We start from the raw sequence: 17,387 nt of genomic DNA, 5'->3' as shown, positions 1-17,387 counted from the left end.
GAAGCGCATGATGGATTGGTTGGATCGTGAAGGAGAGCGAAATGATGGATTTTTGGGTTTCAAATCCTCTGATTGAAATGATCTTCGGAATAGTCAGCTTCGTGGGAGTCCTCGTATTGGGTTGGGCAAATCTAATGGTCGAGCCACCGAAAAACGCGGTGGCCATACCTGCCGAATTGAATGTCTGGGAAAGACACCGGTTACGGCAGTCTCAACGAAGGGAGGGATATCAGAATTAATCAGGCAGTGAGGAATGGAAACCTTAATTTGGAGGAGCGTTTCATGTTTGTAACAAAAAGGCAATTTTTGAAAATTACGGCAAGCACCGTAGCTGCTGTGGCGTTGGCGGATAAAGCGCTGGCGTTGACGGCGTTACAGCCAGTCATCGAAGTTGGAAATCCTCTCGGGGAATATCCCGACCGCTCATGGGAGCGGGTCTACCACGATCAATATCGCTATGACAGTTCGTTTACCTGGTGTTGTTCCCCCAATGACACCCATGCCTGTCGGATCCGGGCGTTTGTCCGAAACGGGGTCGTTATGCGGGTCGAGCAGAATTATGATCATCAAACGTATGAAGATCTCTATGGCAACCGTGGTACGTTCGCGCATAACCCCCGGATGTGCCTGAAGGGGTTTACCTACCATCGTCGAGTCTATGGGCCCTATCGGTTGAAGGGACCTTTGATGCGGCGAGGCTGGAAAGCCTGGATGGATGACGGAAGTCCGGAGTTAACGCCGACTATCATGACCACATATAAATTTAATGCCCGCTATCTGGATGATATGTTGCGGGTCTCTTGGGATACCGCGTTTACGTATTTGGCCAAGGCCATGATCGTGATCGCCAACCGGTATAGCGGCGAGGCTGGAGCGAGGAGATTGCGGGAGCAAGGGTATCCGCCGGAAATGATCGAGATGATGAAGGGCTCGGGAGTCCGGAGTATGAAGTTCCGTGCCGGTATGCCTGTGTTAGGTGTCATTGGAAAAATGGGCATTACCCGCATGAACGGAGGATGCGGAGCCTTGTTGGATAGTTGGGTGAGAAAAGTCGGACCGGACAGTGCCCAGGGGGGGCGGTATTTTAATAATTTAACCTGGCACGGAGATCAGGATCCTTCCCAGCCTTTCTGGTCAGGTGCGCAAGCCATCGATTGTGATCTTTCTGACATGCGGTTTACCAAGATGAACACGAGCTGGGGTAAAAACTTTGTTGAAAACAAGATGCCGGAAGCGCATTGGAAACTCGAATCCATCGAACGGGGCGCCCGAGTGGTGGTCATTACCCCGGAATACAATCCGACGGCACAACGAGCCGATTATTGGATGCCGGTCCGCCCCGAGACCGATGGCGCGTTATTTCTTGGGGCATGCAAAATTATTTTAGACGAAGGTCTTCAGGACAGCGATTTCATTCGATCCGGTACGGATCTCCCCTTGTTGATTCGGACGGATACCTTGCAATATTTGGATCCGCGAGACGTTATAAAGGATTATGCGTTCCCGGATTTCTCCAAATCTTACTCCGGCAAGGTCCAAGGGCTGTCGGCTTCGCAGATCGCTCGCCTTGGAGGGTGTATGGTATGGGACCTCAACCAGCAGAAGGCGGTTCCCCTTCATCGTGAACTGGTGGGTTGGCATTTTAAAAATAGCGGTCTTGATCCGGCGTTAACGGGAACGTTCAGGGTGAAATTGCTTAGTGGGAGGGAGGCAGATGTCATGCCCCTTTTCCAGATGTACCAGGTTCATCTGCAGGATTACGATCTGGATACCGTCCATCAAATCAATCGATGTCCGAAAGACCTTATTGTGCGATGGGCTAGAGATAACGGAACCATCAAGCCTGCCGCCATTCATAATGGAGAAGGCGTCTGTCACTATTTTCACATGACGTCGATGGGACGTGCGGCCGCCATGGTGATGATACTGACCGGAAACATGGGGAAATTCGGAACTGGATGTCATACATGGTCAGGAAACTATAAAGTTGGTGTTTGGGCGGCCACTCCATGGTCAGGGGAGGGCATTGGCATACATACCGGGGAAAATCCGTTCAAGATCACGACGGATCCGAATGCCCATGGGAAAGAGGTTAATTACCGTCCGTACTATTACGGCGAAGAAACGACCTACTGGAACCACGGCGATACGGCGTTGATTGTGAATACGCCGAAGTATGGTCGTCGGGTGTTTACGGGCAAAACGCACATGCCGACGCCGAGCAAGCTTCGATGGGTCGCCAATGTCAATATTCTCAATAATGCCAAGCACCATTATGACATGGTTAAAAATGTGGATCCCCACATTGAAGTGATTGTGACTCAGGACATTGAAATGACATCCGATGTGAATCATGCCGATGTGTCATTCGCGGTGAACGGGTGGATGGAGTTTACCTATCCGGAAATGACCGCCACCGTTTCGAATCCCTGGTTCCAGGTGTGGAAAGGCGGCATCCGGCCGTTGTATGACACACGGAACGATTTGGATACGGTCGCGGGCGTCGCAGCCAAACTCACCGAAATGACGGGGGATGGGAGATTTAAAGATTACTTTAAATTTGTCTATGACAATCGCGTGGATGTGTATGTGCAACGGTTGTTGGATGCCGGTAGCACGTCCTATGGGTATAACGCGGATACGATGTTGAAGTCGGAAAAGGGCTGGATGGTCATGACCCGGACCTATCCTCGCGTCCCATTGTGGGAAGAAGTCAACGAATCGAAGCCGCATTGGACGCGCAGTGGACGCCTGGAGACCTACCGGGTGGAGCCGGAAGCCATTGAATATGGGGAAAACTTCATCTCTCACAGGGAAGGAACGGAGGCAACCCCGTATTTGCCGAATGCGATCATGTCCTCCAATCCGTACATCCGGCCGGATGACTATGGGGTGCCGATCACGGCGCAACATCATGACGACAAAACCATCCGCAACATCAAATTGCCCTGGTCGGAAATTAAACGGTACGCCAATCCGCTTTGGGAGAAGGGGTATCAGTTCTATTGCGTGACTCCGAAGACCCGGCATCGGGTGCATAGCCAATGGTCGGTGAATGATTGGGTGCAGATGTATGAATCCAACTTTGGGGATGCCTATCGGATGGATAAGCGGACGCCAGGAGTTGGCGAGCATCAAATCCATATCAATCCGGCCGCGGCCAAAGATCGGGGCGTCAACGACGGGGACTATGTCTATGTCGACGGCAACCCGGTGGACCGGCCGTATCGGGGCTGGAAGCCCAGTGACCCGTATTACAAGGTGGCGCGGTTGATGATCCGAGCGAAGTACAACCCGGCGTTCCCGTACCATGTCACGATGGCCAAGCATGCGCCGTATGTGTCGACCGCGAAGTCGGTGAAAGGGCATGAAACCCGGCCGGATGGACGGGCGATTGCGCTGGATACGGGCTATCAATCGAACTTCCGGTATGGAGCGCAGCAGTCGTTTACCCGCAGTTGGCTGATGCCCATGCACCAGTTGGACTCGTTGCCAGGCAAAATGGCTAATAAATGGAAATTCAAATGGGGGTTTGAAATCGATCATCATGCGGTCAATACCGTGCCGAAGGAATGTCTCATCCGTATTAGCAAAGCGGAGGACGGTGGTATCGGCGGCCGTGGACCGTGGGAACCGATTCGGACCGGGTTTACTCCAGGCCAGGAGAATGAATTCATGATCAAATGGCTGAAGGGTGATCATATTAAGATCAAAGTGTAAATGAGTTGGAGGCTGGGGATATTTTTTTCTATATTGACGTCTAGAAAGAAACATGATGAATACCTCCCCCCAGCCTCCGCCTTTTTCAAGAAAGAAGGAATGTTATTGGTAGAAACCGTTTTGTAAGGAGCATCCGATGAAGATAATCCGGTGCAAATATGTACGGCATAGACCAGGACCATGTGGTGACCAACCCCTTTTTATTCGTGGTGGATGATGATGAGGTCGTTCGTCGGAGTATTGTCAAAAGATTGATTCGTCTGAACTGTACGGTGAGAGATTTTGAATCTGGGGAAGCGTTAATTAATTCCTTAGAACATTTGAAAGAAAATCCGGACGTGATTTTGTTGGACTATAAAATGAAAGGGATAAATGGGATTGAAACATTACGGCGTTTGCGGAAAACTCACCCCATGATCCCGACGTTTATCTTTACGGCCTATGCCGGGGAAAGGGATTTGAGCCTAGTGGAGGAACTTGGCAATTGTGAGGTCCTGCTCAAAACCGTGGATCTTCATGCCTTGCACCACATCGTGAATGGGGCTATGGCGATCAAAAAATTACGAATGAGTGAATGTGCTGATTGTTAGAGAATGGGATTTTAAATCAAGAGACAGCTAGCAGAAATTTTTATGCATTTATTTATGTAAGACGGAGGACGACAATGCCTGAAGTGTATAACTGGCAGTTAGGACGAAAGATGCTGTATCCGTATGAGGAGCGGCATCCGAAATGGCAGTTTGCGTTTGTCTTTAACATCAACCGGTGTTTGGCATGTCAAACCTGCTCGATGGCGGACAAGTCGACGTGGCTGTTCAGCAAAGGGCAGGAATACATGTGGTGGAACAACGTGGAAACGAAACCGTATGGGGGCTATCCACAATTCTATGACGTCAAGATCACGCAGCTCATCGAGCAGGTCAATCCGGGCGGCCAGGTGTGGAACGTGCGGGTGGGCCGCAAGCACCATGCGCCGTACGGAGTGTTTGAAGGGATGACGATCTTTGATGCGGGGGCCAAGATTGGGCAGGCGGCCATTGGCTACATCCCGACCGACCAGGAATGGCGGTTTGTGAATATTTATGAAGACACGGCGACCTCGATGCGGGCGATCGTGGAAGGGGTGGATAAGACCGGGTTCACGAAAGAAGAGCCGTGGAAAATGCAAGGCAGCAGCTTGCCGGAGCATGAAACGTATTTCTTCTATCTGCAACGCATCTGTAACCACTGTACGTATCCGGGCTGTCTGGCAGCCTGTCCGCGGAAGGCCATCTACAAGCGGCCGGAAGACGGGATTGTGTTGATCGACCAGAACCGGTGCCGAGGGTACAAGAAGTGTGTGGAGCAATGCCCGTTTAAGAAGCCGATGTACCGAGGCACGACGCGGGTGAGTGAGAAGTGTATTGCGTGCTATCCGCGGGTCGAGGGCAAAGACCCGCTGACCGGTGGCGAGCCGATGGAGACGCGGTGTATGGCGGCCTGCGTGGGTAAGATCCGGTTGCAAGGGCTGGTGAAGGTGGGCGATGACGGGTTGTGGGCGGAAGACCGCTGGAATCCGTTGTACTATGCCATCCGGGTGGAACAAGTGGCGTTGCCGTTGTATCCGCAATGGGGCACGGAGCCCAATGGCTTCTACATTCCCCCGCGCCAAGCCCCACGGGGCTACATCCGGCAGATGTTCGGGCCGGGAGTGGATAATGCGATAGAGAAGTATCTGGTGCCGAGCCGGGAGTTGTTGGCGGTGCTGCAGTTGTGGCGAGCGAGCCAACAGATCATCTTCCGGTATGACGTGATTCCGGGACCGAAAGTGTTTGAAACCCAAATCCATGGACGGAAGTTTGAGATGTACAACGACACGGTGTTGGGGTTCAACAAATCGGGCAAGGAAGCGGTGCGGCAGCAAGTGGAAGAGCCGATTTACATCCGCCCGGCCGAGCGGGTGAACTGGCTGTAGGTTCAAAAATTGTCATGGATCATGAAAGACAAAGAGAACCATTAATCCGTAGTTAGGGCTGGGGACCGGCTGGCGAAATTTTTCATGTGCTGAGATGATGCTTCTGTAACATCGCCATCCGGTCCTCCCCCCTGTAAAAGGGGGAAGAAGCCGGAAAAAAGGGAATATATTTATGAATTGTCAACGTTGTGCTGGCCTTATGCATTGGTTAACGATCGGGGATCATCTGAATGAATCGGGGCAATTATGGTCCACGGCCTGGCAATGCTATAACTGTGGAGAAATTGTCGATTCTCTGATTATGGAAAATCGTGTTAATGAAACCAGACCCAAAGCGGGGAAAGCGCGCCTCAAAACGTTTTCACCATCAAGGCAGGTGGTTCAGGGAAATGCATAAAACATAGGGTTCTAAAACACATCGAGAGGCAGCGCTTTGAGAGCACAAGGAGGTGGATAGGTTTCACCTCCTTGTGCTCTTTCTCGTTTTTCCCCCTCTGAAGAATATTTTTTCCATGTCAAAATTCCGATGTGGAATGTGATAAGTGCGGAAAGCCTGTTCCATTTTTTGTGGGGCGGTTCGGTCGATAGCATGGTTTCTTTCTGTTTGTAGTGTATCCATCGCGCCATCTCCTTTTTCACCATCAGCCGGACTCACGGCATCTTTTAATTGTCTGCATCCTCCTATATGAATCGTATTTTTTTTCGAGTGACTTGGTCCCACTTATGACCCTGAATATTTGGACAATAATAAAGAAATATTTTTCATAATAGGCGATATCGAACAGGGCGCTCAGTTGTAATTCGCTCATTGATAGACGCGTCATTTAAAAACAGACAGTGTTCACAGGAACGATTCGCTCATCGGGATTTCAGATTGAATCCAAAAAACAGAGGACCTTTTTGATCAGCACGATGGATTTTGGAAATTTAAATAAGGAGGCTGCGCACCCATTTCCTTTTGATGATATTTTTCTCGGCGTCGTATTTATAGATCCGTGTCCTGCAGTGATGGGATTTGGGATTTCCCGATATTTAGAAAGGGAATCGACAAGGGTATAAAGATTGCTGTGTTCTCCCTGAGTTGCCTTTAAGGCCTGATTGCCTCACGTCATTCTTCTATGAGGGAGAAGGATCATGGACTATGTCAAACCTTACGGTGTTGTCGAGAGTATGCTGGCCGGCGCGTACTTTGGTGTGGCGACCAGTTTGGTTGTGAGCGTGGCTGTCGAAACCGGATTTTGGATTGACGGCGCCTTACTCTTTCCGTTTGAGCTCGCGTTGGCGATCCTGCTCGGGATGGAAATTGTCACCGGGAGATTGACGCTGATTCCCTGCTCGATGATCTCAGCCAATGACCACACAGAGCGCGTGGGCATCTCTCGAGTTCTTGCCCATTGGGGATGGGTCTTTTTGCACAACCTCCCGGGCAGCGCCCTCTATGCCGTGTTGCTCGCCATCGTGCTCACCACCGGAGGTGATGCTCCAGTCTCCGCAGTCGGGACCAAACTGATTGTTATTGCGGAAGCGATGACGACGTATTATGCCCATCATGGCGATGCGGGGTTACTGACGGTGGTGAACATGTTTCTCATTCCTGCCGGCATGTTATTGGGAGCAAAGCTCAGTGTGTCTCACCGGTGGCTCTGGAACCAGATTCCGGTCACGCTGGGCAATTTGGTCGGCGGAATGTTCTTCACCGGCCTGGCAATGAACTATGCACATGGCTCAGCCCCCATAGTTCCTCAACAGGTTCAGAACGTCAACCATGCCTCTGCTTCTCTATCAGCTAAGCCGGGAGGCAATGTCTGCCTGTGAGGGAAAAGTAAGCCATGCCGGCTATGTTCCCCAAACGCCTGCGAGGTTGGCACTTTATTCTTTTCAATATTGCACTTGGCCTTGGGCATATTCTCGTGATGTTTAATGCCGGGTCCTATGTCGCGCTATTGCCTCATGTGGCCGGCGATCTGGAAGGCGTGTTGCCAAGCTTCATGACCTGGGCTCAAACGGATTTCATGATCGCCCTGGCGTTGGGTCTTCCTGTTGGCCGCGCCCTGGCTCACCGGTTCGGTAATTATCGTGTGTTTATTGGCGCTTTTCTTGTGTATGCCGTGGCTTCATATCTTGGCGCCATCAGCCAGACCCATTGGCAGTTTCTCAATGCCCGCATTATCCAGGGGTTCTCCGGGGGCCTCACTCTTTTTCTCTCGCAAGACATGATGCTCCGTGAGTATCCGGACCGGCTCAAGTCTTTGGGGTTAGCGTTATGGGGCCTGATCACGATTACTCCGTTTACGATTGGTCTTCCTGTGGGTGGGTGGCTTGCAGATGATCTCGGGTGGTGGCGTTATCTTTTTTATACGGATGTCGTGGTCTCCTTGGTCGTCGTCGGTCTCCTTGGGGCTTTGCTGTATGGTCGGGGCTTTCGTCGCCAGCCTATCCGGTTTGATGTCGTGGGATTTTTTCTGTTGGCCATCGTGTTGGGCAGCATGCAGACTCTTTTGAACATGGGGAACGATTTTGACTGGTTTGACTGGCCCTTTCTCCGCGGTGTCCTGATCGTCCTCATCGTGGCATTAGCTTGTTTTATTATCTGGGAACTGGGTGAACGTCACCCGGTGTTGGATCTCCGGTTATTTGCCGACCGAAATTTTACCATCGGGGTAATCTGTTTGGTGGTCGGTTTCTTTTCGATCCAAGGACTCCTCACGCTTCTGATTATCCAGCTTCAATTGTTGATGGGCTATTCGTCCCTTCTTGCCGGTATGGCGCTCCTTCCGATGGTGGTGTTGGCGGCTCCGATGATCGTCGTGATGCATGAGCTCTGCAAGCGGACGGACGTTCGCATGCTCGCGAGCCTCAATTTTCTTGGATTTGCTTTGACTCTGTACTGGATAGGGCAGTATGACGATCCTCATTCATTTGATCAGATTTTCTGGCCTATTCTGCTCGAAGGTCTTTTCCTGGGATCATTTTTTACCCCGATGACGGTGCTCATCCTGCATCGATTATCCGGCGTCCAGGTGATACGCGCCGCAGAGACAACGAATATTTTGCGCATCGCCGCCGGGGCGTTAGGTATTACGTACCAGGAGATTGTGCATTTCCGACGTCTTCCATTCCATCAGCTTCATTTGGCGAATCATTTTGGGGGAAGGCAATTTGCATCCTTCGACGTGTTGGGAGGATTCTCTGGCAAGCTAGAGGGCGCCGGACTCGATTCTGCCATGGTGCATGGCAAGCTTCTGGCCCTTGTGAGGCAGTATGCGGGAATCCTGGCCATGAGCGATGCGTTTCTCCTGGCCAGCTACATGTTTGTGGGTTTGGCGGCTCTCGTCTGGTTGGCCTATCCCACCCAATTGCCTTGGTATCAAAGCCAGGAAGAAGAGTCGCTGGAGATGGAGGCTGAAGCGCTTATGGAGGAGCAGGCATGAGTGTTTTGTCCGCTCTGAAGGGCCATGGGCATTTTGCGTTCAGTCTGTGCGGCTTGCTCCTCTGCGCCGGTTGCGCCTGGATACCTCCCGGCGAGGAATCGGCCGGATTCTTAGAACCGGAATCCATGGAGGAGATACTTTCCCATGCGATCCACCACGAACCGGAGGATCCAATCCCGCAATGGCCGGAAGACTGCTGGTGGCAGGAGTTCGGCAGTCCTGAGCTCGATTCGCTGATTGATGCGGCTCTCAAGGATAACCCCGGCCTCAAGGTCGCATACGCCCGTCTCCACGAGGCGCATGCCCTTGTCCGCGTCGAAGGGGCGAGGCTGCTGCCGTTTCTGGAGGCGGACGCCGAGCTGACCGCAGAGCGCGTCTCTGAGCACGGCTTATTTGCCGCCCTCAATCCTGAGGTGGCCGGGATCGATATTACTTACGGCCTTATCCATCCGTTGAGCTTTCGCTGGGAGCTGGATTTCTGGGGGAAGAATCGCGCCATGATGGAATCTGCAATGAGCAGGGAATTGGCTCATAAGGCGGAATGGGCAGAGGTGCGGTTGCGGTTGACAGCGGGGATCGCCCGTGCCTACTTCCGCAGGGTCGCGTTGCGCCAGCAGCTTGAGGTGGTTGAGGCCATGGTGAAAATTCGACGCGATCTCCTGAATCTGGCGAAGATCCGGTTTCGGGCAGGCCTGGATGACGGCAATTCGATCATGCGGGCCACTGCGGAATTAGAGGCGGCGAATAAGCGCGCAGCCGGTACTCGGGAGCAGTTGGACTTTCAACAATATTTGCTGGTCAGGCTGAGCGGTCATGGGCCTGATTGGGGAGAGCATGTGTTCAGGGATAGGGTGATTATGCCCCGGCGAATTCCCTTGCCGCCGGAGTTGCCGATAGAGCTGTTGGCGCACCGCCCGGATCTCGCTGCGGCTAAATATCGCGCCGAAGCCGCATCCAAGCTAATCAAGGTGGCGAAAACTCGATTTCTACCCACTATCGACTTGAATGGTTTCGTGGGCTTCAGAGCCTTGACTCTAGCGAGTGGGGCCGGCTCTTTGGGTGATCTTCTGTTTTCATCGTCCAGTCTCGCTTATGGGGGCGGGCCGGGTCTGCGGCTTCCCTGGTTTGAAGGCGGTCGTCTTCGTGGAGAACTAGAAGCACAACGGAGAGAATATGATTCGGCAGTGGAACTCTATAACGACACGTTGCTGGAAGCCATGCGGGAAGTTGCCGACAGTCTGAGTGTTTGGCATGAGACTCGCTCGATGCTTGAGGCACACCGTCGTCTGCTGACGTCGGTGAGTGGCGATTGGCACCTTGTTGAAGTCCGCTTTCGCACCGGTCTAGATGATCGCCGTGAGGTGTTAAAACAGCATCACGCGGTATTGGATCAGGAATTCGCCTTGAAGGCCCTGGAATCTGATCAACTCGTGTCGATGGTGGGTTTGATCGAAGCCCTGGGTGGGGGATATCCCATCGTTCGAGAACCTTCTCAGACAACGGAATGAAATAATGGACGCCCCTACCGTCAAAATTCGCCCCAAGGAAATTCTTCGACGACGTAACCGCCGTCTGGCGTTGGTTGCCCTGATACTGGTGGCAGCTACATTGGCTTACGGCGGATACTGGTGGTATTACGCCCGTTTTTGGGTATGGACCGATAACGCCTTTATTGCCGGCAATCTTGTCACATTGGAGGCACAGGCAACAGGCATTATCACCCAGGTCCTCGTGGAGGAGACCCAGTATGTGGAAAAAGGAGACCTCCTTATTCGTCTCGATGAGCATCAGGCACAGGCCAAATTGGGCCGGATGCGGGGTTTACTGGGAGGAGAGGTGCGCAGAATCGCGTCATTGTTTGCTCAGAGGCGCCAGATCCAGCAAAAATTCACCTCCAGGATGGCTCGACTCGACTTAATACGCCATGATGTGGTCCGTTTCCGTGAGGCGCTCCCGAGCGGGGCCATATCTGAGCAACTCTTCCAGAATGCCCTGGACAAAATGCGGGCACTTCAAGCCGAGGTTATGGAAATCCGGGAAGAATACCAATCCATCACCGCTGAGGTGGGAGGCGTGAATATCATCCATCATCCTGCCGTAGAGGCCGCCAAGCATGAATTCATCACCGCCTATCTCGAATACATCCGGCAGCGCATTCGGGCACCGGCTTCGGGCCATGTGGCCAAGCGAAAGGCCCAGGTCGGAGATCAGGTTCATCCGGGTGTTCCCTTGATGACGATCGTGCCTTTGGATCATCTGTGGGTGGAAGTGAATTTGCGGGAAACCGAAATGCAGCAGGTCCGTCCCGGTCAGTCGGCACTGATTAATGTGGATGTATACGGGAAGCACCACACATACCATGGGACGGTTGAAGGTCTGGTGCCCGGCACCGGCAGCGTATTTGCCTTGTTGCCTCCTGAAAATGCGACCGGCAATTTCATTCATATTGTGGAACGGGTGCCTGTGCGTGTCTCTTTTTTGAAAGAAGAAATCCTGGAGCACCCCGTCCGTCCGGGATTGTCGACCAAAACTTATATCAACGTCAGCGAGCCTGGGTACCCATTGGGTGTTTCGCTGGCAGAGACGTCCACTCAGGAATATGAGACGAATATCTATGCCAACGAACTCACTGATGCAGAGTCCTTGGCCCAAGAAATTATCAGGGAGAACCTTGTTTTGAAACAAGACCGGCCTGAACCGGCATAGGGGGTGCAGGCGTGTCGGTTCAGAAATTCCATGTATCGGGACGCCCAGCGTTTATCAGCGTATGACATTGTCTGCTACTCCGGGAAAGGACAATTGCGTTCCCCCTTCCCTCCACAATCTTTCAGTTATCTCTGCTGAAGGTTTGAGACCGCCCATAACCCTGCTTGCATAGTGAGGCCCTTAGTTCCGTCTCTGCCGGTCAACCGGACGGGGGTTGTCCTCATCCTGAAAATCCTTTCTGTATTCTTAAGAAATCTTTAATGAAGCGGGCTCTTTAATCGTTGAGCATGACAAGGGAACTCCTTCCCGCGAATAGTGGTGGTGGAATCGTGGTGGGGTTCAGCGATCTTTCGTGGCATGCCCGCCGGTTAATTTTTATATATCCAAAGAGACCGTGATAACAAGGCCAATATTCGATAGATAGTTGGTTTGCCTTGTCGAAGCACATGGCGGCTCGCAATTTGCTTATCGGAAAAGTATGGAAAGGTATTGCCATGATTCAAAGAAGAAATAACTCAGAGAAGAGAAATGTTTTAACTATATAAGCGGTTCATATTCCCGGAGACCGTAATTACTTAAAGGGCCGACATCGATTATTTATGAGGAGGGGATGTTGTATGTTGTCAGGGAAGAAAGTGTATGAGGAAGTGAAGCTCTTGGTCGCATGCGCAGGGATGGTGCTCCTGATGAGTACCATGGGACATGCGGAAGAAGGAATTCAGGATGAAACGGATTCCCATGCCGGTCATAACATGGCGGCAGCGTCAGGAAAGACCAATCATTGGGTAGAGAGGTTGAAAGGGCAGACGATTGTAGAGGATTCGATAGAGGGGAATCCTGACCGTGCGGCGAAGGTGGATCGGCAACATGAACGGTTAATGTCAAAAATGGGCCATCAAATGCAGGCCGATTTGAAGTTAGTTGACGGGAGTGGGGCATATGACACCGCCACGATGCTCCATCAATATGGAGCCGGCCCGGCAGACTATCTTTTGGCTTCGGACAATGAAATTGAACCCGTCTCGGGTGAGCCTGGACTGTGCCCGGCTGGTGCCCCCGAAAAGCATTACGATATTTCGGCCATCGATGTGGAAATCACGTTGAATAGATGGCTGGACTATTATGTCGGCTACATGTACGTCCTCACCGAAAATCTGGAGAAGGTACGGGAGGAAGAAGCGGCGAATGCCGCGGCCCGTGAGAAGGAAGGGTATGATCCGGGCGCGGTTGAGACGGGCTTGCAGAATAACTGGATTCAGCCATTGGTGATCCGGGGCAATCAGGGTGATTGCGTGAGGTTCACTCTCCGCAATCAGTTGGTAACGGGAGAAGCGGTGAGTCTGCAGATCGGCGGATCAAGTATGATGGTGAGCACAACCGGCCAACCGGCGACAACCACGAACCCCGATGCAATCGCGATGGAAGGACAAAGCATCGACATGGAGTGGTACATTCCACCCACGATGCAGGAAGGCGGACGGCAGTTTCATAGTTACAGCAATGATCGTGAGTTGACGGTGATGGGCCTGATGGGCACTTTTGTGGTGGAACCAAAGGGTTCGACGTATCTGGATCCGCTTGGTGCAGGGGAACCGACGCCGATGACCAGTGGTTGGCAGGCGATCATCAAAAACGGCACCGGCCCGGATTTTCGCGAGTTCGTCCTCATTTATCATGAAGTCGGCGATGAAGCCTTCCGTCCGGTCAATAAGCATGGTGACTTTATTCCGCAGCGGGATCCAGTCACCGATGTGTATCGGCCCGTCGCGCGCGCGCTGAACTACCGAAGCGAACCGTTTGGTGTGGACAACATGCAAACGCAGCATGAGTATTTCGGATTCGAGGACGAGTCAATGGCCTACAGCGCCTATACCTTCGGTGATCCGGCCACCACTGTGCCGCGCAGTTATTTGGGCGATCCGGCGAAGTTCAGGCTGGTGCATGGGGGATCGGAGGTTTTCCATTCCCATCATCCTCATGGTGGATCTATCCGCTGGCCCAGAAGTCCGCGTGCGATCGACGAAATGCCTCTGTGGCATACCGCAAAAAACGGACCGGTGAAGTACCCGGTCGTTCGGACGAAGACAGACCGTGTCGACGTAGAGGTGATCGGGCCGTCCGAGGCCGTTGACCTGGAAACGGAATGTGGGTCGGGACTCTGCCAGCAATTGGCCGGGGATTTTCTCTTTCACTGCCATGTAGCGCATCACTACATCGCCGGTATGTGGGGCTATTGGCGCGTCTATAACACGATTCAAGATGGAGCGCTGCATAATGATACGATGCCGGACCTTCGCGAATTGCCGGACCGCAAGGGACGGATTAAGGCCGGTGTCACTTCGGATCAGCTGATCGACAAGAAAGTTGATTGGTTCGGCAAAGAGTTTAAAATTATCGAGAAAGGGACAACGGATTGGAAAGCCAATCCGGCTGTCGTCACAGTGAAGGACTGGGTGGAAATGCAGTTGCCCCCTCAGGGCAAGCCCGGTCACAAAGATGATGAGAGGGAGCAGATCCTCTCCTATGATGCGACGGTGTTGGACTGGATTTGGAACGGAAACCGGGCATTGACGGAACGGGAAAGCACGATTCCCAATCCACGATACCAATCTCCGGCTCCCGGCGAGCGATTGCCGATTCTGTTCGAGCCCACTACCGGCAAGATCGCATGGCCACACTTGAGGCCGCATTTTGGAAAACGGGTGCCATTCTCCCAAAATCACAATCCTTCTCCTTGGCTCGAAATGATCCACTTAGATGATGATGGTCAGATGAGTTCTTACCCGGCAAAGCCTGGAGAAAACGGGCGATGGAGCCTGTGCCCAGCCAATGCCGGTTCCAAAAAGTTTAACGTGCATTTCATTAAGACCCCCATGATGGTGGCAGATAAACAAGGGGATGAACCGGCAATCATCGATCCGGATGGGACAATTTATGTTCTGCACGAGGAGGAGGAAGAGGTTCGAAAAAATAATGATAAGAGACATCCGCTGGTCGTGAGATCTAACGTATACGACTGTGTCGACTGGATGCTGACAAGCGAATGGGTTGATGATGACAATTTCAACATGCATGCGTCGAAGATCAACACCCATTGGCATTTCATGCAGTTCGACAATCAATCGTCGGATGGTGTGATTACCGGTTTTTCGTATGAGCAATCGGTGAGACCGTTTACGATGATGGAGAAGACGACTGACAAGGGTTTGCCTTTGCCGATGAATACGGTCTTTACGAAGCCTGGCAAGAAGGGTGACTTGACCATCACGGTGAAAAATGCCGCGCAGTACCATCCGAAAAACGAAATTTTGATCGGTGCCGATAACGTGAAAGGCAACGAGATCGGGCGGATTAAAGCCATAGATGGGAATCAAATCATTCTGTATCGGCCGTTAGAGCATGATCATCCGGTGGATGATATCGTGACCGTGGAATTTGTAAGGCAACGGTTCTGGGCGGATGCGGATGTGGGAACCGTGTTCTGGCATGACCATGCGGTCGGGCGTGTAACTTGGGGACATGGAGGTTTCGGGACGATGATTGTTGAACCCTGGGGCTCAACCTATCACGATCCCAAAACCGGTGAACCGATCAGAAGTGGACCAGTCGCGGATATCCATACGGTTGAGCCTATAGGGTATGGAGTGAATGGGAGCTTTCGTGAACTGATGGTGCAGTTGAACGACAGTGTGCCGCATTCCGTCAACATCGTCACTGCAGGCAATCCTCCGGGGCAGCCAATCGAGGTCGCGTTGGAGGCTGGGAAAACGATCTCGTTCCCCATGCCTGAAAACATTCCCATGACACCGATGCCGTTCCTCAATGGCGGAACCCACACCACCGGTGGCAGTTTTAACTTCCGGGCCGAACCGATCGCGGCTAGACTCAAGGAAAAACCGGATTTTTCGAACATATTCAATAGTAACGTTCATGGGGACCCCTATACGCCAATGGTCAGGGCGTATCTTGGCGATACGGTTGTGTTCCGGCTGTTGGAGACCATGACAAACGAATCAATGGTGTGGACATTGTCAGGGCATACCTTTTTGACCGAACGGTATGCCGGTGATGCCAACCGTAAAAATTCCATCCACATTGGTATCGCAGAGCGATACGATCTCGTGGTTCCGCAGGCAGGCGGGCCTCGGCTCCAGCCTGGTGACTACATCCATTTTAACGGACGTTCTTCAAAGTTCTCGGAAGGAGCCTGGGGTATTCTGCGGGTATTGGACAAGGAGGTGCCTGATCTTCAAAAGCTGCCGGCCGGTTATTCCGGTCGTAATGAAATTCCAGATCCCGGTCCGGTCTGTCCTGCCGAAGCACCGGTCAAATCATTTAATGTTGTGGCGATGGATTTTCCTTCCATGAATTTCAACACGAAGGCACCCGAAGCCGTAGAGGTTGATTTCGAACGGAACATTCTGCTCCAGAATCCGGAGGGAAAAATATATGTGCTCGAAGAAGATGTCGCAAAGACGGCCAGCGGAATTCAACCAATGCCGCTGACTCTGCGAGCCAATGTAGGCGACTGCCTTAAGATTCAACTGACGAATCAGATGAAGGAAAGTCGCGCCTCGTTCTCCGCGCTTTCCCTCGCCTTCGATCCTAAGGATTCGTTGGGAGCCAACGTTGGAAAGAATCCAGGTGATCAAACGGTTGCGCCTGGAGAGAGCCGGACGTACACCTATTACGCCGACCCATTTTTAGGAGAGATTGCGTCGTTGGTATGGGACTGGGGCAATGTCATGCTTAATCCTCGGAACGGGCTTTACGGCGCGATTATTATCGGGCCGAAGGGCGCGACATATCGTGATCCCAAAACCGGCGCGGATATATCCAATAAGAACAGTTGGATTGCCGACGTGATCGTGGACAGGACGGTGACGGGATACGAAGACCGACCGAATTATCGGGATGCGGCCTTGTTCTTCCAGGACGAGGACAACATCATTGGGACAAGCTTTATGCCTTACGTCCAAAACGTGGCCGGGCTGGTGGGGGTGAATTATCGAGCGGAACCGTATTTGTTCCGTGAGGAGCAGGGATGTACGTTGGATAGGATATTCCAGCCCTGTTCTGAGGAAAACCCTGAAGACCCCATCACGCCGATTATCGAGGCCCATGCCGGTGACCCTGTTCGCATTCATGTCTTCGGTGCCAGCAATGAACAAAATGGGATGTTCGGGGTTGAAAGTCATGAATGGCCCATCGAACCATTCATGCGAGGAGCCGATCAAATCAATGTCGTGGAGTTTTCGGGGTCAGAAGCGTTGGATGCCTTCATTCCTGCCGCAGGCGGACCTTACCAACGCACGGGGGATTACGTCTGGAGCAACCAGCGGTTGCCCTATTCCCAATCAGGGCAATGGGGATATTTACGAGTCCTCCCAGGGAGTGATCAACGAATCCTGTCATTGGATGGTGGGGCTCCTGGCGTGAAAGAAGCCACGTTGCCACACGAGCAAGTGGTCCATATTAAACCCGTCGAACTGAAATGAACCGGCATTATTTTTAGTTGACGGGTTTGGGAACGGGGAAGCCGATTCACGGCTTCCCCGTGCTGGGCACCACCCCAT

Annotated in this window: 10 protein-coding genes; all 10 read left to right on the top strand. The window is 52.4% G+C overall.

Translation table 11 applies throughout. The features are described from left to right. Positions 1 to 41: 41 nt before the first annotated feature. The 10 genes from ACWHYD_RS17415 to ACWHYD_RS17370 all read left to right on the top strand — a co-directional run bounded on the left by ACWHYD_RS17415 (position 42) and on the right by ACWHYD_RS17370 (position 17,309). Entirely contained in the window at positions 42 to 239 is a 198-nt protein-coding gene (locus ACWHYD_RS17415; protein ID WP_447963286.1) for a hypothetical protein, read from the top strand. Between the two features lie 43 nt (positions 240 to 282). Then, on the top strand, positions 283 to 3,720 hold the full coding sequence (locus ACWHYD_RS17410) for a molybdopterin-dependent oxidoreductase (protein ID WP_447963285.1): 3,438 nt from the start codon (positions 283 to 285) through the stop codon (positions 3,718 to 3,720). A gap of 158 nt (positions 3,721 to 3,878) precedes the next feature. After that, positions 3,879 to 4,310, top strand: a complete 432-nt coding sequence (locus tag ACWHYD_RS17405; RefSeq protein WP_447963284.1) for a response regulator — start codon at positions 3,879 to 3,881, stop codon at positions 4,308 to 4,310. A 74-nt stretch (positions 4,311 to 4,384) separates the two neighbouring features. After that, on the top strand, positions 4,385 to 5,674 hold the full coding sequence (locus tag ACWHYD_RS17400) for a 4Fe-4S dicluster domain-containing protein (protein WP_312644280.1): 1,290 nt from the start codon (positions 4,385 to 4,387) through the stop codon (positions 5,672 to 5,674). Positions 5,675 to 5,846: 172 nt separating this feature from the next. Then, positions 5,847 to 6,071: a hypothetical protein gene (locus ACWHYD_RS17395; protein WP_447963283.1), complete on the top strand. Its 225-nt coding sequence runs from the start codon at positions 5,847 to 5,849 to the stop codon at positions 6,069 to 6,071. Between the two features lie 737 nt (positions 6,072 to 6,808). After that, entirely contained in the window at positions 6,809 to 7,489 is a 681-nt protein-coding gene (locus tag ACWHYD_RS17390) for a formate/nitrite transporter family protein (protein ID WP_447963282.1), read from the top strand. Positions 7,490 to 7,503: 14 nt separating this feature from the next. Next, a complete protein-coding gene (locus tag ACWHYD_RS17385) occupies positions 7,504 to 9,105 on the top strand; it encodes an MFS transporter (RefSeq protein WP_447963281.1) in 1,602 nt (533 codons plus the stop codon). Continuing rightward, positions 9,102 to 10,613: an efflux transporter outer membrane subunit gene (locus ACWHYD_RS17380; protein ID WP_447963280.1), complete on the top strand. Its 1,512-nt coding sequence runs from the start codon at positions 9,102 to 9,104 to the stop codon at positions 10,611 to 10,613. Before ACWHYD_RS17385 ends, ACWHYD_RS17380 begins: the two co-directional genes overlap by 4 nt. A 4-nt stretch (positions 10,614 to 10,617) precedes the next feature. After that, positions 10,618 to 11,811 (top strand): HlyD family efflux transporter periplasmic adaptor subunit, encoded by a 1,194-nt coding sequence (locus ACWHYD_RS17375; protein WP_447963279.1) that lies wholly within the window; start codon positions 10,618 to 10,620, stop codon positions 11,809 to 11,811. 617 nt (positions 11,812 to 12,428) lie between these two features. Next, positions 12,429 to 17,309, top strand: coding sequence for a hypothetical protein (locus ACWHYD_RS17370; protein WP_447963278.1), 4,881 nt, complete (start codon positions 12,429 to 12,431; stop codon positions 17,307 to 17,309). Positions 17,310 to 17,387 lie beyond the last annotated feature (78 nt).

The organism is Nitrospira sp. Ecomares 2.1, from assembly GCF_965152585.1.
The sequence above is the reverse complement of the archived record's forward strand: the minus strand, read 5'-3'. Positions and strand labels throughout refer to the sequence as shown.

What these genes read in the sequence shown, in the direction of transcription:
- ACWHYD_RS17385 (WP_447963281.1), top strand. Translation starts at nt 7,504, where the DNA reads ATGCCGGCTATGTTCCCCAAACGCCTGCGAGGTTGGCACTTTATTCTT.
- ACWHYD_RS17415 (WP_447963286.1), top strand. Translation starts at nt 42, where the DNA reads ATGATGGATTTTTGGGTTTCAAATCCTCTGATTGAAATGATCTTCGGA.
- ACWHYD_RS17395 (WP_447963283.1), top strand. Translation starts at nt 5,847, where the DNA reads ATGAATTGTCAACGTTGTGCTGGCCTTATGCATTGGTTAACGATCGGG.
- ACWHYD_RS17405 (WP_447963284.1), top strand. Translation starts at nt 3,879, where the DNA reads ATGTACGGCATAGACCAGGACCATGTGGTGACCAACCCCTTTTTATTC.
- ACWHYD_RS17380 (WP_447963280.1), top strand. Translation starts at nt 9,102, where the DNA reads ATGAGTGTTTTGTCCGCTCTGAAGGGCCATGGGCATTTTGCGTTCAGT.
- ACWHYD_RS17390 (WP_447963282.1), top strand. Translation starts at nt 6,809, where the DNA reads ATGGACTATGTCAAACCTTACGGTGTTGTCGAGAGTATGCTGGCCGGC.
- ACWHYD_RS17410 (WP_447963285.1), top strand. Translation starts at nt 283, where the DNA reads ATGTTTGTAACAAAAAGGCAATTTTTGAAAATTACGGCAAGCACCGTA.
- ACWHYD_RS17375 (WP_447963279.1), top strand. Translation starts at nt 10,618, where the DNA reads ATGGACGCCCCTACCGTCAAAATTCGCCCCAAGGAAATTCTTCGACGA.
- ACWHYD_RS17400 (WP_312644280.1), top strand. Translation starts at nt 4,385, where the DNA reads ATGCCTGAAGTGTATAACTGGCAGTTAGGACGAAAGATGCTGTATCCG.
- ACWHYD_RS17370 (WP_447963278.1), top strand. Translation starts at nt 12,429, where the DNA reads ATGTTGTCAGGGAAGAAAGTGTATGAGGAAGTGAAGCTCTTGGTCGCA.